This window comes from Streptomyces sp. NBC_00576 (genome assembly GCF_036345175.1).
Classification (GTDB): domain Bacteria; phylum Actinomycetota; class Actinomycetes; order Streptomycetales; family Streptomycetaceae; genus Streptomyces.
This window is the reverse complement of sequence record NZ_CP107780.1, coordinates 3,927,095-3,947,001: the sequence shown is the minus strand read 5'-3', so window position 1 is coordinate 3,947,001 and position 19,907 is coordinate 3,927,095. Positions and strand designations below refer to the sequence as shown.

Annotated in this window: 17 protein-coding genes; 12 read left to right on the top strand and 5 right to left on the bottom strand. The window is 72.0% G+C overall.

Features of this window, described 5'->3' with window-relative positions; translation table 11 throughout:
* Positions 1-349: 349 nt before the first annotated feature.
* A complete protein-coding gene (locus OG734_RS16675; RefSeq protein ID WP_330293685.1) occupies positions 350-766 on the top strand; it encodes a cobalamin B12-binding domain-containing protein in 417 nt (138 codons plus the stop codon).
* Here the strand turns inward: OG734_RS16675 and OG734_RS16670 are convergent.
* Together OG734_RS16670 and OG734_RS16665 are read right to left on the bottom strand one after the other, a co-directional pair.
* Complete coding sequence (locus tag OG734_RS16670; protein WP_330288290.1) at positions 693-2,444, bottom strand: DUF5691 domain-containing protein; 1,752 nt, start codon at positions 2,442-2,444, stop codon at positions 693-695. The genes OG734_RS16675 and OG734_RS16670 overlap by 74 nt on opposite strands.
* Before the next feature lie 71 nt (positions 2,445-2,515).
* The gene (locus tag OG734_RS16665) at positions 2,516-3,874 is read right to left on the bottom strand and encodes an SWIM zinc finger family protein (RefSeq protein ID WP_330288289.1); all 1,359 of its coding nucleotides are present in this window, start codon (positions 3,872-3,874) and stop codon (positions 2,516-2,518) included.
* Positions 3,875-4,041: 167 nt separating this feature from the next.
* On the opposite strand from OG734_RS16665, the gene OG734_RS16660 reads away from it, so the two are divergent.
* From OG734_RS16660 to OG734_RS16645, 4 genes are read left to right on the top strand one after another with little or no spacing between them, the layout of a single operon-like run.
* On the top strand, positions 4,042-5,187 hold the full coding sequence (locus tag OG734_RS16660; protein ID WP_330288288.1) for an ATP-binding protein: 1,146 nt from the start codon (positions 4,042-4,044) through the stop codon (positions 5,185-5,187).
* Positions 5,184-5,333, top strand: coding sequence for a hypothetical protein (locus OG734_RS16655; RefSeq protein WP_330288287.1), 150 nt, complete (start codon positions 5,184-5,186; stop codon positions 5,331-5,333). The genes OG734_RS16660 and OG734_RS16655 overlap by 4 nt, the downstream gene beginning before the upstream one ends.
* Entirely contained in the window at positions 5,330-8,035 is a 2,706-nt protein-coding gene (locus OG734_RS16650) for a DUF5682 family protein (RefSeq protein ID WP_330288286.1), read from the top strand. Before OG734_RS16655 ends, OG734_RS16650 begins: the two co-directional genes overlap by 4 nt.
* Positions 8,032-9,204 carry a VWA domain-containing protein gene (locus OG734_RS16645; RefSeq protein ID WP_330288285.1) on the top strand — a complete coding sequence of 391 codons (1,173 nt, stop codon included), beginning with the start codon at positions 8,032-8,034 and terminating at the stop codon, positions 9,202-9,204. The genes OG734_RS16650 and OG734_RS16645 overlap by 4 nt, the downstream gene beginning before the upstream one ends.
* 149 nt (positions 9,205-9,353) lie before the next feature.
* On the opposite strand, the gene OG734_RS16640 is transcribed toward OG734_RS16645, so the two are convergent.
* On the bottom strand, positions 9,354-9,644 hold the full coding sequence (locus tag OG734_RS16640) for a hypothetical protein (RefSeq protein ID WP_330288284.1): 291 nt from the start codon (positions 9,642-9,644) through the stop codon (positions 9,354-9,356).
* A 348-nt stretch (positions 9,645-9,992) separates the two neighbouring features.
* On the opposite strand from OG734_RS16640, the gene OG734_RS16635 reads away from it, so the two are divergent.
* The 3 genes from OG734_RS16635 to sucD all read left to right on the top strand — a co-directional run bounded on the left by OG734_RS16635 (position 9,993) and on the right by sucD (position 13,061).
* Entirely contained in the window at positions 9,993-10,280 is a 288-nt protein-coding gene (locus OG734_RS16635) for a hypothetical protein (protein WP_330288283.1), read from the top strand.
* A 696-nt stretch (positions 10,281-10,976) separates the two neighbouring features.
* Positions 10,977-12,155: an ADP-forming succinate--CoA ligase subunit beta gene (sucC, locus tag OG734_RS16630; RefSeq protein ID WP_164323440.1), complete on the top strand. Its 1,179-nt coding sequence runs from the start codon at positions 10,977-10,979 to the stop codon at positions 12,153-12,155.
* A 21-nt stretch (positions 12,156-12,176) separates the two neighbouring features.
* Positions 12,177-13,061 (top strand): succinate--CoA ligase subunit alpha, encoded by an 885-nt coding sequence (sucD, locus tag OG734_RS16625; RefSeq protein ID WP_164323438.1) that lies wholly within the window; start codon positions 12,177-12,179, stop codon positions 13,059-13,061.
* A gap of 177 nt (positions 13,062-13,238) precedes the next feature.
* On the opposite strand, the gene OG734_RS16620 is transcribed toward sucD, so the two are convergent.
* Positions 13,239-14,273, bottom strand: coding sequence for a helix-turn-helix domain-containing protein (locus OG734_RS16620; protein ID WP_330288282.1), 1,035 nt, complete (start codon positions 14,271-14,273; stop codon positions 13,239-13,241).
* 97 nt (positions 14,274-14,370) lie between these two features.
* Between OG734_RS16620 and OG734_RS16615 the strand changes: the two genes are divergently transcribed.
* Positions 14,371-15,981 carry a cell division protein PerM gene (locus OG734_RS16615; protein ID WP_330288281.1) on the top strand — a complete coding sequence of 537 codons (1,611 nt, stop codon included), beginning with the start codon at positions 14,371-14,373 and terminating at the stop codon, positions 15,979-15,981.
* A 4-nt stretch (positions 15,982-15,985) separates the two neighbouring features.
* Here OG734_RS16615 and OG734_RS16610 read toward each other — a convergent pair whose 3' ends face one another.
* Positions 15,986-16,774, bottom strand: a complete 789-nt coding sequence (locus tag OG734_RS16610; RefSeq protein ID WP_330288280.1) for a hypothetical protein — start codon at positions 16,772-16,774, stop codon at positions 15,986-15,988.
* 335 nt (positions 16,775-17,109) lie between these two features.
* On the opposite strand from OG734_RS16610, the gene purN reads away from it, so the two are divergent.
* From purN to OG734_RS16595, 3 genes are all read left to right on the top strand, one after another.
* On the top strand, positions 17,110-17,739 hold the full coding sequence (purN, locus tag OG734_RS16605; protein WP_330288279.1) for a phosphoribosylglycinamide formyltransferase: 630 nt from the start codon (positions 17,110-17,112) through the stop codon (positions 17,737-17,739).
* Positions 17,740-17,747: 8 nt separating this feature from the next.
* Positions 17,748-19,319 (top strand): bifunctional phosphoribosylaminoimidazolecarboxamide formyltransferase/IMP cyclohydrolase, encoded by a 1,572-nt coding sequence (gene purH / locus OG734_RS16600; protein ID WP_443065091.1) that lies wholly within the window; start codon positions 17,748-17,750, stop codon positions 19,317-19,319.
* 221 nt (positions 19,320-19,540) lie between these two features.
* Positions 19,541-19,903: a hypothetical protein gene (locus OG734_RS16595; RefSeq protein WP_330288277.1), complete on the top strand. Its 363-nt coding sequence runs from the start codon at positions 19,541-19,543 to the stop codon at positions 19,901-19,903.
* Positions 19,904-19,907: the final 4 nt, after the last annotated feature.

The window sequence follows — 19,907 nt, the reverse complement described above, 5'->3', positions numbered from 1 at the left end:
CATGGGGGGTCGCGACGAGGGCGGCCGGTGATGGCGTCGGCGGTGGTGTACGAGTGGGGCGTGTGGTTTGTGCGACGCCAAGGGGTGGCGAAGCTTCCTGCCGTACGGCGACGAAGCTCCCCGCTGTCGTGCCCTTCCTGCCCTTCGTGCCATCTCCGATGCACCGCACCGCCCCGGCGCGCGGCTTGCGACGCGGTGGTGCGACGACCTCGATGCGGCTCCCCTTGCGCCGGTCCCGCCGGTGCGCGGCGAACGTGTCCCACTGTGTGATTTCCCCCTCGCCGACCGTCGCGAAACTGCCGGTTGCGGGATGCTTGACTTAGCGTTCGTTCACTTCATGGAGGCAGCGATGGGTGTAGCCGCTGGTCCGATCCGCGTGGTGGTGGCGAAGCCGGGGCTCGACGGCCATGATCGCGGAGCCAAGGTGATCGCGCGGGCGCTGCGGGATGCGGGTATGGAGGTCATTTACACCGGCCTTCACCAGACTCCCGAGCAGATCGTCGACACGGCGATCCAGGAGGACGCCGACGCCATCGGGCTCTCCGTCCTCTCCGGCGCCCACAACACGCTCTTCGCGGCCGTGATCGACCTCCTGCGGGAGCGTGACGCGGCCGATATCAAGGTGTTCGGCGGGGGGATCATTCCCGAGGCGGACATCGGGCCCTTGAAGGAGAAGGGGGTCGCGGAGATTTTTACGCCTGGGGCGACCACGGCTTCGATTGTGGAGTGGGTTCGGGGGAATGTCCGGGAGTCGGCGGGGGCGTAGCCCTCAGTTCCTCCGCCATCTCCGCGCGCAGGCGCAACGTGCCCACCAGGCGTTGGAATGCCTCCGCCCAGTAGGTTCCCGCGCCCGGTGACGCGTCCTCCCCTTCGTCGGGGACTGCCAGCAGGCCGTCGAGGCGGCCGGCCTCGGAGGGGTCCAGGCAGCGTTCGGCCAGGCCCATCACTCCGCTGAAGCTCCATGGGTAGCTCCCCGCGTCCCGCGCGATATTGAGCGCGTCCACCACTGCCCGCCCGAGCGGCGGAGCCCACGGCACCGCGCACACCCCGAGCAGCTGGAAGGCCTCGGACAGTCCGTGCGTCGCGATGAACCCGGCCACCCACTCCGCCCGTTCGGCGGAGCCCAGCGTGGCGAGGAGCTTCGCCCGCTCCGCCAGGGACACCGCCCCGGGCCCGCCGGCCTCTGGTGTCGAGGGCGCGCCGAGAAGCGCCCGGGACCAGTGGGCATCCCGCTGCCGCACCGCCGCCCGGCACCACGCGGCGTGCAGCTCGCCCTGCCAGTCGTCGGCCACCGGCAGCGCCACGATCTCCTCCGGCGTACGCCCGCCCAGCCGCCCCGACCACGATCCGAGGGGGGTGGCCTCCACCAACTGACCGAGCCACCAGGACCGTTCGCCGCGCCCCGCCGGGGCCTTCGCCACGACGCCGTCACGCTCCATGCCGGCGTCGCATTCGTGCGGTGCCTCGACGACGAGCGCGGGCCCACCCCTCGTATCGCCCTTGTCCCTACCCATGCCGTCCCCGCTGTTCGTACGGTCGAGCGCCACGCACGCTCCCGCGCGGACCGCCATCCGTGCGGCGAGTGCCGAATCCGGCAGCGCGGACAGCAACTCCGCCGCTGTCGCCCGGACGTTGCGGCTGCGGTCGGCCAACGCCCGCTCCAGGAACGGCTCGTCCTCGGCGCGCAGGCCGGTGCGGAGAGAGTCGAGGAACATCAGCCGGTCCTCGGCCCGCTCCGTCGGCCAGGTGGTCTCCAGCAACTCCCGGGCGGCGCCGGGCTCCCGCGCGCGTATCGCCGCGAGGAGGGAGACGCGCTCGGCGAACAGACCCTCCTGCCACAGCCGCTGGATCCGCTCGGTCTCCTCGACTCCGGGCAGGGTCGCACCCCCGCCCGGGGTCGAGCGCAGGGCGAATCGCCAGTCCGTGTTCAGCCGGGCGAGCCACAGCGCGCGCGGGCCGGCGAACGCCAACGCCGCCGGACGCAGATCCGTACGCCCCCTGGCCGCGTCGAGGAGCGCGGGCAGCGTCTGTGGAGGGGCCGCGAAACCGTGCGCGTTGGCCGCCGCGAGCCACTGGGGCAGCAGCTCCATCAGGTCCGGCGCCGTGCCCCGGCGACCGCTGCCGCCGGGGGTGCCGGGCCGGTCGGCCAGCAGCAGGGACAGCCTCCGGGCCGCAGCGGGGGGCAGCGGCGGGCGCGGGTCCGCCGCAGCGGGCTCCGGTCGCGTCGCGGTCCGGGCCGGCCGCAGCCCCGCCCGCCGCCGTACGGTCTCCACTGCCGCCGCGTCGAGCAGCGCGACCGGAGCCTGCCTGCCCGGCGGGCAGCCTGGGGGCGTACGCCGCTCGGTGCCGAGCAGCGCCGCCGTGACCAGCTCCTCCCAGGCACCCGCTGTGGGTGTACCCGCTGAAGGCGAGCCCTCGGGGGCGGAGTCCCCGCTGCCGTTCATGAGATTCCCTTTCCTCGGGAGTCGTCGGTCGTCCAGTCGTGAGTCGTGGGGTCGTGGAATGCCGCGCGCCCTCAGCACAGCGGGACCGCCTGTCCCGCAGCACCCTCCGGCCAGGCCGTCAGGGGAGTGAAACCCCGGTGACCGCACTCGCCGAAGACCGTGACGGGGGCGCCGCCCGAGAGAGCGAGGAGGCGCCACAGGCCGGGGTGAGCGATGGCGGAGGGGGCGAGGGGCAGCGCCAAGTCGGCGTCGGTGTCGGCCAGTTGCCAGGAGTCGCCGTCGGGGACCGGTATGACGCGGTCCAGTGTCACAGGGTAGGAGTCCAGCCAGGGGTCGTCCCGGAGCGCGTCCCCGTAGAGCTCCGTCGCGCGCGTGGTCGTCGTCCCAGGTGGCCGTACGTCCGTCGGTGCGGGCGGAGTGAACCGCTCACCCAGGGCCGCCCGCAACTGCCCCGCACCGGGATATGCGGACACCTCCGCCTCGAACGCCAGACCGACAGGCAGCGCCAGTTCGGGGGCGCGGCCGGCCGCCCCGTACGAGAGGAGCAGGGCGGTGCGGCCCGACTCCGCGCCGTGCAGCCAGATCCGGCGGGTTGTGAGGCGGGCGTCCGCCGTCTCGTACTGGGCGAGGACCAGCCAGTGGTCGCGCACACGTGGGCCGTCCGCCGAGCCGGGCAGACCGATCCGCGACCGTACCGTCGCCGCCAGACCGTCCGGCAGCTCGTCCCGGCGCAGCCAGCCCCGGTCGAGGAGGTGGAGCAGCGCGCACTCCTCCAGCAGCCGCACCGGCCAGCCCGGACCGGACGCCGGAATCGACCCCAACTCCCTTACCCGCGCGGCCAGTCCGGGGGCCTGGGCGTCGACCATGCGGGCCGCCGTCTCCTCCCACAGCCCGTACCCCGCCTGCTCCGCCGTGGCCAGGCCGCCGCGCAGCAGGTCGGCGAGGCGCTGCTCCAGCTCCGTCGCCCCCGCCGTTATCCGCTCGGCCCGGCGCTCCGCCCTGCGCCGCGCCGCCTCCGGATCACCGCCCCCGGCCGGGGAACCGGCCGAGCCCCCCGCCCGTTTCTCCTCCGTGCGTCTGCGCCGCCCCGCCAGCCACTCCTCTGCCCAGCCCGGCGCCTCCGCTCGTGGCACCGCGCCGTCCTCGCCCGCCCAGAGCAGCAGCAGTCCGAGCGCGTGCTTGCACGGGAACTTGCGGCTCGGACAACTGCACTTGTACGCGGGGCCGGTGGCATCCGCGATGTCGACGACTGTCTGATACGGCTTGCTGCCACTGCCCTTGCACAGTCCCCACACCGTCCCCTCGTCAGAACTGCCGGCCTCCGACCACGGCCCGGCCGCGCCGAGTTTGCTTCCCGCTTTGCGTGACGAGACGTCAGGCGCCAGTGCCAGCACCTGATCCGCCGTCCAGCGCACCCCCTGCTGAGTCATGACATCGAAGGTAGATCCCGGCACTGACAATCGGCCCTCGCCGCGAGCTCCGCTCGGCCTTCGGAACAGCATTTTCGCAGGTCAGAATGCGTTGTCAGTGGCGTGGTGCAGTGTGGTCACCAGATCCGAACGGGCCAAGACCGGCCGAGCTGGAGGGGGACCGAGCCATGCCTGTTTCCGCTGAACCGACATCCGTCGACCCGCGTCACGAGCAGTCCGCGCACGCGAACGGCACGGAGGAACTGCGCCCGCACGCCGAGGACGCCTTCGCCGCCGAACTCGCGGCGCTGGCCGCGCAGGACGACCGCCCGCGCCCGGCCCGCTGGAAACTGTCGCCGTGGGCCGTCGCGATGTACCTGCAGGGCGGCACGCTGCCCGACGGCACGGTGATCACCCCGAAGTACGTGGGCCCGCGCCGTATCGTCGAGGTCGCCGTCACGACCCTCGCGACCGACCGTGCCCTGCTGCTGCTCGGCGTGCCCGGTACGGCGAAGACCTGGGTGTCCGAGCACCTGGCGGCGGCGGTCAGCGGCGACTCGACGCTGCTGGTCCAGGGCACGGCCGGCACGCCGGAGGAGGCGATCCGGTACGGCTGGAACTACGCGCGGCTGCTCGCGCACGGCCCGAGCCGCGAGGCACTCGTACCCAGCCCCGTCATGCGGGCGATGGCTGAGGGGATGACGGCCCGCGTCGAGGAGCTGACCCGTATCCCGGCCGACGTACAGGACACGCTGATCACGATCCTGTCGGAAAAGACGCTGCCGATACCGGAGTTGGGGCAGGAAGTGCAGGCGGTACGCGGGTTCAACCTGATCGCGACGGCCAACGACCGTGACCGCGGGGTCAACGAGCTGTCCAGCGCCCTGCGCCGCCGCTTCAACACGGTCGTGCTGCCGCTGCCGGAGAGCGCCGACGCCGAGGTCGACATCGTCTCGCGCCGGGTCGACCAGATCGGCCGTTCGCTCGACCTGCCGGCCGTGCCGGACGGTGTCGACGAGATCCGTCGCGTCGTGACCGTCTTCCGTGAACTGCGCGACGGCATCACGTCGGACGGCCGGACGAAGCTGAAGTCGCCCAGCGGCACGCTGTCCACCGCCGAGGCGATCTCGGTCGTCACCAGCGGCCTGGCCCTGGCGGCCCACTTCGGCGACGGCGTCCTGCGGGCGTCCGACGTCGCCGCGGGCATCCTCGGCGCCGTCGTGCGCGATCCGGCGGCCGACCGGGTCGTCTGGCAGGAGTACCTGGAGGCGGTGGTCCGAGAGCGCGACGGCTGGAAGGACTTCTACCGGGCGTGCCGGGAGGTGAGCGCGTGAACCGTGACGGGGGTGCGGGCGCGGAGGGACAGGGGCGTGTGTACGGGATGTCGATGGGAGGCGGTTCGGTGTCCGTGCGGGCCGGTGGCGTGAGTGCAGCGGTCGGTGACGACGACTCGACGTGGCGCAGGAAGGGGGCGGCGTGACCGACGTCGAGACTGGCGCCGGGCCGTTGCTGCTCGGTGTGCGGCATCACGGGCCCGGGTCGGCGCGGGCGGTGCGGGCCGCGCTGGCGGCGGCGCGGCCGGCGGTCGTACTGATCGAGGGGCCGCCCGAGGCCGACGCCCTGATCCCGCTGGCCGCCGAGGAGGACATGCGGCCCCCGGTCGCCCTGCTGGCCCACGCCGTGGACGAGCCCGGCCGCTCGGCGTTCTGGCCACTGGCCGAGTTCTCCCCGGAGTGGGTGGCGATCCGCTGGGCCCTGGAACACGGGGTCCCGGCCCGCTTCATCGACCTCCCCGCCACGCACACGCTGGCGTGGGAGAACGAGGGTGAGGCGGAGAGGGAGCGGGAGGGAGAAGGGGACGGAGCCGACGGTCGTCCGTCCGACGCGGACACGGACGCGGATATCGATGTTCGGGTCGATCCGCTCGCCGTGCTCGCACAGACCGGCGGTTACGACGATCCGGAACGCTGGTGGGAGGACGTCGTCGAGCACCGGGGGTCGGGGGAGGGGGATGCGTTCGCCCCCTTCGAGGTGCTCGAAGAGGCCATGGGTGCGCTGCGGGAGGTGTACGGGACCGGAGGTCATGACCGGGATCCGGTGCGGGAGGCGTACATGCGACTCCAAGTGCGTGCGGCACAGCGGGAGTTCGGGGATACGGCGGTGGCCGTGGTGTGCGGCGCCTGGCATGTGCCCGCACTGCGGCAGAGGGTCGGTGTCGGAGCCGACCGGGCGTTGTTGAAGGGGCTGCCAAAGGTCAAGGTGGACGTGACCTGGGTCCCGTGGACGCATCGAAGGCTCGCGCGGGCCAGCGGGTACGGAGCGGGCATCGACTCGCCCGGCTGGTACGGGCATCTGTTCGGAGCGCGGGACCGGCCGGTCGAGCGGTGGATGACCAAGGTGGCCGGGCTGTTGCGCGACGAGGACAGGATGGTCTCCTCGGCGCACGTCATCGAGGCGGTGCGGCTGGCGCAGACGCTCGCCGCGATGCGAGGCCGCCCGCTGCCGGGGCTGACCGAGACGACCGACGCCGTGCGGGCGGTGATGTGCGAGGGCTCGGACGTGCCGCTGGCCCTGGTGCAGGACCGGCTCGTCGTCGGGGACGTGCTCGGGGAGGTGCCGGAGTCGGCGCCCGCTGTGCCGTTGCAGCGCGACCTGACACGCCTCCAGCGCCGACTGCGGCTCAAACCGGAGGCAATGGAACGGGAGTTGGAGCTCGACCTGCGCAAGGAGACCGACGCCGAGCGCAGTCGGCTGCTCCACCGGCTGCGGCTGCTCGGCATCGGCTGGGGCGAGCCCGCGGCGTCGCGTGGCAGTACCGGCACTTTCCGTGAGACGTGGCGGCTGCGGTGGGAGCCGGAGCTGGCGGTACGGGTCGCCGAGGCCGGCGTGTGGGGGACGACGGTGCTCTCGGCGGCGACCGCCAGGGCGGAGGCCGACGCCGTCGGCGCGGGCTCGCTGGGCGACGTGACCGCACTCGCCGAGCGCTGTCTGCTCGCCGAACTGTCCGAGGCGCTCCCCGTCGTGATGCGTGTCCTCGCCGACCGCGCGGCCCTGGACGCCGACGTGGGTCACCTGGCCCAGGCCCTGCCGGCGCTGGTCCGTTCCCTGCGCTACGGCGACGTACGCGGCACGGACACCGGGGCGCTGGCCGAGGTCGCGGCGGGCCTCGCCGAACGCGTCTTCGTCGGCCTGCCCCCGGCCTGCGCAGCGCTCGACCCGGACGCGGCGCAGGAGATGCGGCGCCATGTGGACGCGGTGCACGGGGCGGTGGGGCTGCTCGGCGAGGCCGCGGGCCGGGCTCCGGACACCGCTCCGGCACAGGCCCTCTCTCCGGCCGGCACCGCGGTTGCGGGGGCGTCTCCCGGCGACGCCTCTGCGGGCGCCGCTGCCGAGACCCTCGCGAGCGTCCCTGAGTCCGAGGAATCCGTTGGGTCCGAGGAGGCGTCCGCGGGTGGCTCCCCGGGTGCCCGCGTGGGCGTTGTGGCAGATGTCCCGGTGTCAGGAGATCGCAGTGAGCTGCAGGGCCGCCGGCGCTCGGTCGGGTCTGTGGGGGCGTCCGCGGGTGGCTCCTCGGATGCTCGCGCGGACATCGCGGCGGATGTCGTCGGGCCCGGACACCACAGCGAGCTGCGGCGCCGCTGGCACTCCGTGCTTCGGGTGTTGTCCGCGCGGGACAGTGTGGCCGGAGTGGTGCGCGGGCGGGCCGTGCGACTGCTGCTGGACGACGGGGAGTTGGCGCAGGACGAGGCGGCGGTGCTCATGGGTCTCGTGCTCTCGCCGGGGACGCCGCCCGGGGACGCGGCCGCGTGGATCGAGGGGTTCGTCGGGGGCGGCTCCGGGGGCGGGATGCTGCTCGTGCACGACACACGGCTGCTCGGGCTGGTCGACGCCTGGCTGACCGGCGTGCCGACGGAAGCGTTCACGGATGTGCTGCCACTGCTGAGGCGCACCTTCTCGGCGTATGAGCCCGGGGTGCGCAGAACGCTGGGGGAACTGGTCCGGCGCGGTCCTGGGCAGCGGGGGAGTGCGGTGGCAGGCGTGGCCTCTGTGCCGGGCTTCGCACCCGACCTCGACACCCGGCGAGCGGATGCCGTGCTGGCGGTGGTGCGGCTGCTGCTGGGGCCGACGGACGCGGGCGACGGGGGCGTCGATGACAACAACCTTGTGGGGGCGGGCACATGACGACGACTGAGACGGCGGATCCGGCACAGGAGCGGTTGCGGCGCTGGCGGCTCGTGCTCGGCGGCGACGCGGCGGAAGGGACCGGGTGCGCGCTCTCCGGTCAGGACGCCGCGATGGACGGGGCGCTCGCCGCGCTCTACGGAAGAGGGGACGGAGGCAAGGACCGGGCAGGACGGGACCGTTCGGCGGGGCTCGGGGCGTCCGCGCCGTCGGTCGCGCGGTGGCTCGGCGACATCCGGACCTACTTCCCGTCGTCCGTCGTCCAGGTCATGCAGCGGGACGCCATCGACCGGCTCGGGCTCTCCGCTCTCCTGCTGGAGCCCGAGATGCTGGAGGCGGTCGAGGCGGACGTCCACCTCGTCGGCACGCTCCTCTCCCTCAACAAGGCGATGCCGGAGACGACGAAGGAGACGGCAAGAGCCGTCGTACGCAAGGTCGTTGAGGACCTCGAGAAGCGACTCGCCACGCGGACCCGGGCCACGCTCACCGGTGCGCTGGACCGCAGTGCCCGTATCAGCAGGCCGCGCCATCACGACATCGACTGGAACCGCACGATCGCGGCCAACCTCAAGCACTACCTCCCCGAGTACCGCACGATCGTGCCGGAGCGGCTCATCGGATACGGGCGCGCCTCCCAGTCGGTGAAGAAGGAGGTCGTCCTCTGCATCGACCAGTCCGGGTCGATGGCGGCGTCGGTGGTGTACGCGTCGGTGTTCGGTGCGGTACTGGCGTCCATGCGGTCGATCGACACACGACTCGTCGTCTTCGACACGGCGGTGGTCGACCTCACCGATCAGCTCGACGATCCGGTGGATGTGCTGTTCGGTACGCAGCTCGGCGGTGGTACGGACATCAACAGGGCGCTCGCGTACTGCCAGTCGCAGATCACCCGGCCCGCCGAGACGGTCGTCGTGCTGATCAGCGACCTCTATGAGGGAGGCATACGCGACGAGATGCTGAAGCGGGTCGCCGCGATGAAGGCGTCCGGGGTGCAGTTCGTGACACTGCTCGCCTTGTCGGACGAGGGGGCGCCCGCGTACGACAGGGAGCACGCGGCTGCACTCGCCGCGCTGGGCGCACCGGCGTTCGCCTGCACGCCCGATCTTTTCCCGGACATCATGGCCGCGGCGATCGAGAAGCGCCCGCTGCCGATACCTGACACCGAGTGACGTGCGGGTGGCTTCGATCGGTAAGTAGGTCGATCGGCAAATAGGACATGAGTGCGCATCGGTGACGGGGGGCTTGCGCGACCTCGGGAGGGCCGTGCGAGGATCGGCGCCGCCTCATCCTGTCCTCCGTCAGCTCATGACGTGCCAGCTCATGACGCTCGTCTTCGTACCGCCGCCCCGGAGGGTCCCTCCTCTTGAACTGGCCAGCCGCCGTTGCCGTTGCCGTACTGCGTGTGACGCGTACGGCGGCGGGGCGGCGTGCGCTGCAAGTGGCGGTGCTGGTGGGCGGGCTGTTCGCGTTCGGGTTCCTCTGTGGGGAGCGGGCGCATGCGGCGGAGGGCGTGCCGGCGGTCCCGGTCCAGATCCCGGTCCAGATGCCGGTCCCGGTCCAGCGGCAGGTGGAGGCCGTGACCGAGGAGTTGGCGACGGTATCGGCGCAAGCGCCGACGCTGCCTGCCTTACCGACGCTCCCGGCTCTGCCTGCGCCTGTGCCCGTGCCTGCGCTTCCGGAACTGCCTTCATTACCTGTGCTTCCGGGACTCCCTGAGGTTCCGGCGATTCCCGAGCTTCCGGTACGTCCCGCGCCTCCGGGTGTGCCCTCTGCGCCCACCGTCCCCTCTGCTCCCGCTCCGCCCTCTGCTCCTGCTCCGCCCTCTGCTCCCGCTTCCCCCACCTCCCCTGCGGTTTCCTCGCGGTCGGAGAAGAAGATTCCGCCGACGCCCGCTGTCAGGACGTATGAGGGCGGAGTTGCCTACGGCCCCCGGTTCCTCGGCCAGGTCGGCGGTGCTGTGGAGGTTCGTGCTGTGGTGGCGTCCGGCGATCCGGCCGGCGTACGCGTCTCGCAGGCGTCTGCGCGTCAGACGCCCGGTGACAGGCCGGACAGGGCGCCCACCGGGGCGCCCGGCGATCGGGTGGTCGTCGACGGTGGGGGTCTTCGGCACGGTGGGCTCGGCGATGGGCGTGCCGTCGTGCCGGACCGGCGGGCGCCGGTGAGCCTCGTGCCGGGGGTTGCCCCGGTCGCCGTCGGTGTCGAGGTCCGGGACAGGTACCGGGACGTGCCGGTCTCCCCCGCCTAGGGGCTCCGCTCAGGCAGCGCGTCCCCTCCGTTCGGTCGCCGTGCGCGAATTCGTGCCGCGCGTGACGGGAGGGCGCGACGACTGCACGCAGTGCCAGCCAGGTGCCCGACCTCCTGCGCAGCACCTGACCTGACCCTGCGCACCTGGCCCGACCTGATCTCCGCACCCGACCTGATCTCCGCACCTGACCTGACTTCTGCTCGCCTGACTTCCGTACGCCTGACGTGCGGATCATCCGGACTCCGCCGGGAAAGCCCTCGTACGGCCGAATGCCATCGGTCAGGTCGGGGCGTGCCCGGCGGGCGGCGGTGAGTGGCTCCCATAGGGGTGGGGACCGCTTGCCGGAGGACCGTCAAAGCCGTTGGCGGACCTTCCAGTGGCCTCACCGGGCCTACCCCAGCCCGGTGAGGCCTCACCTTTGCACTCCTATCCACCGCAAACGCACCTTGGAAGGTCCTCACGCGGGCCGATCGGCGGCCGTGAGTGGCACCCTGTGACAGGTATCACCGCTCAGGTGTGATTCCTGATTTAGGGACCTGCGGGGTGCGGCGATAACCTGCGAGACGGACATGCCGCGCGCTCGGACATCGTGTGCGCCACCCTTGTGACACAGCGGACGTCACGTTGCCCATCGCGGCACGCCCACGGAGACAGCAGACCGTAGAGCGGCGAGACCACTGATAGGGACGGACGCGCGTGGACCTGTTCGAGTACCAGGCGAGGGACCTCTTCGCCAAGCACGGTGTACCGGTGCTGGCCGGTGAAGTCATCGACACGCCTGAGGCGGCGCGCGCGGCGACCGAGCGTCTGGGCGGCAAGTCCGTCATCAAGGCGCAGGTGAAGGTCGGTGGGCGTGGAAAGGCCGGCGGCGTGAAGCTCGCCGCCACCCCGGACGAGGCCGTCGCCCGCGCGACGGACATCCTCGGCATGGACATCAAGGGCCACACGGTCCACAAGGTGATGATCGCCGAGACCGCGCCCGAGATCGTCGAGGAGTACTACGTCTCGTACCTCCTCGACCGCACCAACCGCACCTTCCTCGCCATGGCGTCCGTCCAGGGCGGCGTGGAGATCGAGGTCGTCGCGGAGGAGAACCCCGAGGCCCTCGCGAAGGTCCCGGTCGACGCCAACGAGGGCGTGAGCATCGAGAAGGCCCGCGAGATCGTCGCGCAGGCGAAGTTCCCGGCCGAGGTCGCCGAGCAGGTCGCCGAGATCCTCGTGACCCTGTGGGACACCTTCATCAAGGAGGACGCCCTCCTCGTCGAGGTCAACCCCCTCGCCAAGGTCGCTTCCGGCAAGGTCATCGCCCTCGACGGCAAGGTCTCCCTGGACGAGAACGCGGAGTTCCGCCAGCCGGACCACGCCGCGCTCGAGGACAAGGACGCGGCCAACCCGCTGGAGGCCGCGGCCAAGGCCAAGAACCTCAACTACGTCAAGCTCGACGGTGAGGTCGGCATCATCGGCAACGGCGCGGGTCTCGTCATGAGCACCCTCGACGTCGTCGCCTACGCCGGTGAGGCGCACGGTGGGGTCAAGCCCGCCAACTTCCTCGACATCGGCGGTGGCGCCTCCGCCGCCGTCATGGCGAACGGCCTGGAGATCATCCTCGGCGACCCGGACGTCAAGTCCGTGTTCGTCAACGTCTTCGGCGGCATCACCGCGTGCGACGAAGTCGCCAACGGCATCGTGCAGGCGCTGCAGCTGCTCGCGGACAAGGGCGAGGAAGTCTCCAAGCCCCTCGTCGTCCGCCTTGACGGCAACAACGCCGAGCTGGGTCGCAAGATCCTCTCCGACGCCAACCACCCGCTGGTCCAGCGCGTGGACACCATGGACGGCGCGGCCGACAAGGCCGCCGAGCTCGCGGCTGCGAAGTAAGGAAGAGGGACAGACACAGCCATGGCTATCTTCCTCGACAAAGACAGCAAGATCATCGTCCAGGGCATGACCGGTGCCACGGGCATGAAGCACACCAAGCTCATGCTGGCGGACGGCTCCAACATCGTCGGTGGCGTGAACCCGCGCAAGGCGGGCACCTCCGTCGACATCGACGGCACCGAGATCCCGGTCTTCGGCACGGTCGCCGAGGCGATCGAGAAGACGGGCGCCAACGTATCGGTCCTCTTCGTACCGCCGGCCTTCGCCAAGGCCGCCGTGGTCGAGGCGATCGACGCGGAGATCCCCCTCGCGGTCGTCATCACCGAGGGCATCGCGGTCCACGACTCCGCCGCCTTCTGGGCGTACGCGAAGTCGAAGGGCAACAAGACCCGGATCATCGGCCCGAACTGCCCCGGTCTCATCACCCCGGGTCAGTCGAACGCCGGCATCATCCCGGGCGACATCACGAAGCCGGGCCGTATCGGTCTGGTCTCGAAGTCCGGCACGCTGACGTACCAGATGATGTACGAGCTGCGGGACATCGGCTTCTCGTCCGCCGTCGGCATCGGTGGCGACCCGGTCATCGGTACGACGCACATCGACGCGCTGGCCGCGTTCGAGGCGGACCCCGACACCGACCTGATCGTGATGATCGGTGAGATCGGTGGTGACGCGGAGGAGCGTGCCGCCGACTTCATCGCGAAGAACGTGACGAAGCCGGTCGTCGGTTACGTCGCCGGGTTCACCGCGCCCGAGGGCAAGACCATGGGCCACGCCGGTGCCATCGTCTCCGGCTCCTCCGGTACGGCCGCCGCGAAGAAGGAGGCCCTTGAGGCCGCCGGTGTCAAGGTCGGCAAGACGCCTACCGAGACGGCGAAGCTGGCGCGTGAGATCCTCGCCGGCTGACGTTTCTCGGCAGTAGTGAGCTGAACCTATGTGGGCCCGTTCCCTTCGTTGGGGCGGGCCCGCTGGCGTTGGGCGGGGGCCGTGGGATCACCGGGTACCCGGCGTTGCCGACTGTGCCCACCCTCCCCCAGTCCTGCCCCAGTGGAAGGACTGCCCACAGCCAGGCGAGGCGGGCGCTCACCTCGGTTCCGGTTGCACCCTCTCCGGGCCGGCTGCTGTCGCGTTCTGCAGTCTTTTCCGGAGGGCCAGTTCGGCGTGTGACAACGGTCCCGGTGCCGCCTGCGGTGGTACTCCCTGCACTGTTCTCCCCGGGGCCACCGGTGGCTCGTAGTGGGTCGGGGCCGTGTGGAGGGTGAAGGTGGTGGCGCCGATCAGGGCGACGGTGAAGGTGATCGCCGCCTGGGTCCAGTTGCGGGCGCGGCGTTCGCTGCACGCGCGGACGGACGACGGTCGGGCGGCGCGCAGGCGGGCATGGGTGGCCAGGCCCGCCAGACGGGGCGCGAGGTGGGCCGGGTCCGCGAGGTCCGGCAGGTGGGCGGCCACAGCTTCGCGGGCGTGCAGCAGACGGTTCGCCGTCGCCAGGGTGCTCGCCTCCGTCTCCGCCGCCGTTTCGGGCAGGCCGATGCCCACACCGTCGTGGAGAAGCAGGGTGCGGCGATACGTCGGAGGGAGTTTCAGGAGTACGGACAGCAGCGCGCGGTCGGCGGGGTCGGCAGGCGGGGCCTCCGGGTGGCGGTGGCGGGCGCGGAAGCGGTGCCAGGGGGAGAGCGCGCACTCGTACGCTGTGGCCCGTACCCACCCCGCCGGGTCCGGGTCCATGGCCACCTCGGGCCAGCGGTGCCAGGCCAGTTGGAACGCCCGCTCGACCGACTCGCGCGCCAACTCCCGCCGCCCGGTGAGGAGATAGGTCTGCCGTACGAGCGCGGGTGCGCAGAACGCGTAGAGCGCGTCGAAGGCCTGAGCGGGCGTCAGGGCGGCCATGTCCTCCGTGGCGGCGACAGGGGCCGGGTGCGCCGGTGCCGCCGCCAGCAGGCTCGCGTACGTCTGTGCCCTGCGTCCGCGCGGTGTCGTACGGCCGGTCTCCCACGCGCGGACCGTCTCGCGGCTGACGCCCACCCGTTCGGCGACCTGAGCCCGCGTCAGCGACTGGGACTCGCGCAGGCGTCGGCGGTCGGTGGGCGGGGGCAGCGGGGTGGTGGGGCTCTGAGTCACCGGGGGCACCTTCGCGTGGAATCGTACATAAAACGTATATTGAGTGACACGTCGTAAGTTCGCCTATTACGCCGGGAAAGCGCGTGTCGTTGGGAACATGGCGCTCGTGACCCAGATGACCGACCGCCGGCTTCCCTCCCTGCCCCTGCGTACCCGGGTCCGTGACCGATTGCGCGACCGATCCCCCGGACTGGGCGCAGGCCTGCTCGGCGGCGCGGTCGCGGCCGGGCTCGGGCTGGGTTCGTTCGCCGTGCTCGTCATGGTGCTGTGGATCAGCTCCCCGTACCCGGACAGCGGCCCCGACGGCGCGCTGCACATCGCCGCCGCGCTCTGGCTGCTGGCCCACGGAGCCGAACTCGTCCGCACGGACAGCCTGTCCGGCGCCCCCGCCCCCGTCGGCGTCACCCCCCTTCTGCTGCTCGCGCTCCCGGTCTGGCTGCTGCACCGCGCCGCCCGCGACGCGACGGAGGGCCCGGAGGAAGAGGGAGCGGCCCAGGACGCGCCCCCTCTGCCCGCCCACACCGCCTGGCTCGGCGTCGTCACCGGGTATCTGGCCGTCGGCGGGGGCGCCGCGCTGTACGCGGCCGGGGGCGGACTGCGTCCCGACTGGACGTGGACGGCCGTATGCGTACCGCTGCTCACCATGGCCGCGGCAGGCGCCGGGGTGTGGACGGCGTACGGCCGCCCGCGTGGGCCACTGTCGCCCCGGGTGCTGTATCTGCTGCCCAGGTGGGTACGCCGGCGCGTCCTGGACCCGGGTGCCCGTGGCCGGGGCCTGGCCGCCGGACGGGCCGCCGGGGCCGGTGTCGCCGTGCTCGTCGGGGGCGGGGCGCTGCTCGTCGCGGTGTCGCTGGTGGGGCACGGCGGGGCCGCCCGGGCCTCCTTCCTCCAGCTGACGGAGGCGTGGTCGGGCCGGATCGCCGTACTGCTGCTCTGTCTGGCCCTGATCCCCAACGCGGCGCTGTGGGGCGCGACCTACGCCCTCGGCCCGGGTTTCGCGCTCGGTGCGGACCGCGTCGCCGGCCCGCTGACCTCCGCCCCGGCGCCGCTGCTGCCGCCGTTCCCGCTGCTGTCGGCGGTACCGGACGCCGGCCCGGGCACCCCGCTGACCTGGGCGGTCGCCGCCGTACCGGTGGCTGCCGGGCTGACGACGGCCTGGTTCACGGCGCGGGCGGCATGCCCCGGCAGCGAGGGGAAGACGCTTTGGTCGGGTGGGCGTACCGCCGCGAACGCGTGCCTTGCAGCCGCCCTGTGCGCGGGCGCACTGGCGGCGCTGGCCGCCCTGGCGGGCGGACCGCTCGGCAGCAACGCCCTCGCCCACATCGGGCCGGTGTGGTGGCAGGCGGGCGCGGCGACGCTGGCGTGGACGGCGTCCGTCGCCGTACCGACGGCGCTGGGGCTGCGCGCGTGGCGGGTGCGTAAGCGCCCGAAGGACACCGGCACCGGCACCGGCAGCAGCACGGTGACGCCGACGACCTCGGCGGTGCCCGCCGAGGCGAAGAAGCGGCACGGTAAAGACGCAGCCGAGGATGCGTACGAGGCGAGCGACCCGTACGAGTCGGAGGCCGCCTACGACTTCCTCCCCGCCGACCTGCCGTCGCCCTCACTCTCGCCCTGGTACGACACCGCGTCCCGCGAGGCCCGCTGGGCAGCGCTCAAGGAGGCGTCGTCGACGACGCCGGAGCCGGAAGAGACTCAGCAGCCGTAGCCGGTCAGCTGTTCGTGCCGAACACGCCCCGGAGTTGCTTGGGGAGCAGGTCGGCGCAGTCCTTCTTCGCGGTGTTCGTGAGGGCGTCGTTCGCGCACGTGTAGTAGTCGCGGTAGACGAACTGGACGGTGAACAACCCGGCGACCATGGTGAGCGCCAGGGACGCCGTGACCAGACCGCTGATCGCGGCCGTCCGCTGCTGCCGGCCTCCGCCGCCCGCGCCCTGCGCGGGCGCCGGAGCGTCCGGGTCCGGGGTGCGGGGCTTGGCGCGCAGGGCGCCGATGCCCCAGTTCAGGGCGAGCGCGCCGAGCAGCAGTGCCACGTACGGCCAGCCGAAGAGGGCGAAGAAGACGGCCCACATACCGCACAGCAGTGCGTACCGTGCGCGGCGCTGGGCCGGGTCCGTCGGGTCCCAGCGCGGGTTGGTGCCCGGTCCGTCGGCCGGGCCCTCGGGGCCGCCCTGGCCGCCGGACCGGCCGGAGCGGTCGCCGAACCCGCCGGGGGAACGGCCGGGCTGCCGGTCGCTCCACTGGCTGCCCCACGGGGAGCGCCCGCCGTCGCCGGAGGCGTCGTCGCCCGCCGGGCGCCGGGGCTGCCAGGGCTTGTCCGGCGTGCCCTCGGGCGGCGGGGCGAACGGGTTGTCGTCCTGGGCCGCGCTCCCCTGCCCGTCGCCGTTCGCGCCGGAGTCGCCGTTCTTCTTGCCCGAGGGTGCGTCGGGCGGCGACGCGGGGCGCTCCCGCAGCAGCACCGACTGCGGGGTGAGCTTGAGGAGTCGCAGGCTGCGGTCCGACATCAAGTGAGCGTCTTCCCCTTGTTGGTTACAACTGTTGGCTACAACTCTGGTCACAGCTTTGCTTACATACAGCTTTGGTTACGGCGTTGAGTACGGCTGTTCCGGCGTGGGCCGCCACCCAGTGAACGCACCGTATGACGACCGCGTTCCCGGACCGGCTCCTCCCAGACGCTACCTTCCGGCCACGCCCCCGTCCCGTGGGGGCTGTCCGGAGTGCCGGTATCGTTGCTGCCGGTCGGCCGCTTCGTAGACTTCCCCGTATCCCCGGGCGCGAAGCATTCGTATGAATACACGAGCCGCCCGCACAGACTGTTCCCCCGAGAAAGGGCCCCGCTGTGGCCGAGTCCCAGGCCGCCAAGCGCCTTGTCGTGCTGGTCTCCGGCTCCGGTACGAATCTTCAGGCGCTCCTCGACACCATCGCGGCCACCGGCACCGAGGCCTATGGGGCCGAGATCGTCGCAGTCGGAGCCGACCGGGACGGCATCGAAGGGCTCGCGCGCGCGGAGCGGGCCGGTCTGCCGACGTTCGTGTGCCGGGTCAAGGACTTCGGCACCCGGGCGGAGTGGGACGCGGCGCTCGCCGGTGCGGTGGCCGCCTACGAACCCGACCTGGTCGTCTCCGCCGGGTTCATGAAGATCGTGGGCAAGGAGTTCCTGGCCCTGTTCGGCGGGCGGTTCGTCAACACGCATCCCGCCCTGCTGCCCAGTTTCCCGGGGGCCCACGGCGTTCGCGACGCGCTCGCGTACGGCGCCAGGGTCACCGGCTGCACCGTCCACTTCGTCGACGACGGCGTCGACACCGGACCGATCATCGCTCAGGGCGTGGTCGAGATCCGGGACGAGGACGACGAGAGCGCTCTGCACGAGCGCATCAAGGAAGTCGAGCGAAGGCTGCTCGTCGATGTCGTGGGGCGGCTCGCCCGCAACGGCTATCGCATTGAGGGACGAAAGGTAGTTATCCAGTGACCGCCGACATCACTGTCACGGCCGAGAGCAACAAGCGGGTCATCCGACGGGCGCTCATCAGCGTCTACGACAAGACCGGCCTGGAAGAGCTGGCCCGTGGCCTGCACGAGGCGGGCGTGGAACTCGTCTCCACGGGATCGACGGCGGGCCGTATCGCCGCCGCCGGCGTCCCCGTCACCAAGGTCGAGGAGCTCACCGGCTTCCCCGAGTGCCTGGACGGCCGGGTCAAGACCCTGCACCCCAAGGTGCACGCGGGCATCCTCGCCGACCTGCGCCTGGAGGACCACCGCAACCAGCTCGCCGAGCTTGGCGTCGAGCCCTTCGACCTGGTCGTCGTCAACCTCTACCCGTTCCGCGCGACGGTCGCCTCCGGTGCCTCGCCCGACGAGTGTGTGGAGCAGATCGACATCGGCGGCCCGTCGATGGTCCGCGCCGCCGCCAAGAACCACCCGTCGGTGGCCGTGGTCACCAGTCCGGCGCGATACGCCGACGTCCTGGCCGCGGTCAAGGACGGCGGCTTCGACCTCACCGCCCGCAAGCGGCTGGCCGCCGAGGCCTTCCGGCACACCGCCGAGTACGACATCGCGGTCGCGAGCTGGTTCGCGAGCGCCTACGCGCCCGCGGACGACTCACAGTTCCCCGAGTTCATCGCCGCCGCCCTGGAGCGCAAGAGCACCCTCCGCTACGGCGAGAACCCGCACCAGCCCGCCGCGCTCTACGTCGACGGCACGGGCACCGGTCTCGCCGAGGCCGAGCAGCTGCACGGCAAGGAGATGTCGTACAACAACTACACGGACACGGACGCCGCCCGCCGTGCCGCGTACGACCACGCCGAGCCCTGCGTCGCGATCATCAAGCATGCCAACCCCTGCGGGATCGGGATCGGCGCGGATGTCGCCGAGGCGCACCGCAAGGCACACGCCTGCGACCCGCTGTCGGCCTTCGGCGGGGTCATCGCCGTCAACCGTCCGGTGAGCAAGGAGCTGGCGGAGCAGGTCGCCGAGATCTTCACCGAGGTCATCGTCGCGCCCGACTATGAGGACGGCGCCCTCGAAGCCCTCGCCAAGAAGAAGAACATCCGCGTCCTGAAGGCCCCGGCCGCGCCCTCTCACCCGGCCGAGGTCAAGCCCATCGACGGCGGCGCGCTCCTCCAGGTGACGGACCGGCTCCAGGCCGACGGCGACGACCCGGCCAACTGGACCCTGGCGACGGGGGAGGCGCTGTCCGCGTCCGAGCTCGCGGAACTCGCCTTCGCCTGGAAGGCGTGCCGGGCCGTCAAGTCCAACGCCATCCTCCTCGCCAAGGACGGCGCCTCGGTCGGCGTCGGCATGGGCCAGGTCAACCGCGTCGACTCGGCGAAGCTGGCGGTCGAGCGGGCGGGGGAGGAGCGGGCGCGCGGTGCGTACGCGGCCTCGGACGCGTTCTTCCCGTTCCCCGACGGGCTGGAGATCCTGACGGCGGCCGGTGTCAAGGCCGTGGTGCAGCCCGGCGGTTCGATGCGGGACGACCTGGTCGTGGAGGCGGCGCAGAAGGCGGGCGTCACGATGTACTTCACGGGGACGCGGCACTTCTTCCACTGAGTCCTGATCGGTTTCCACCGAGTCCTGCTCGGTCGGCTGAACCACGTGTACGGCTGCGGCCCACCGGAACCTCGGTTTCCGGTGGGCCGCAGCCGTGGTGGCCGACGCGGGGACCTCCGGGAGCGGAATGGCGCATACCTGGGTACAGACGCAGGGATTCCGCTGGGACGGTGTGACGACAGACAACGTGTCTGTTCCAACCGGCCTCTGGAGGTCCGGAGATGCGCAGTAGAGCTCGTGGATCTGGTTTCCTTGTCGCCGCCGTCGGTACCGCGCTCGCCCTCGGGCTCGGCACCGCGTCGGCATCCGCGGCCGGGCAGGGCGCGGCGGCGGTCCCGTGTTCGTCGGGGTTGGTGTGTCTGGTGTCCACCGACGGGCTGACCAGGGTGAGCGTGGCGGAAGGGGCGACCGCCTCTTTCCTCCCCCCGATGAAGGCGGCGGCGATCACCAACAGCACGTCGGTCTGGTACTGCGTGACCGGTCCCGTCAACGGGGCCGTCCCACCCGGCGACACCCTGTTCGGGATCGACGGCATCATCGTCCGCCGGCTGACCCCGTCGCCCAGTGGCGCCTGCCCGGCGTAAGGAC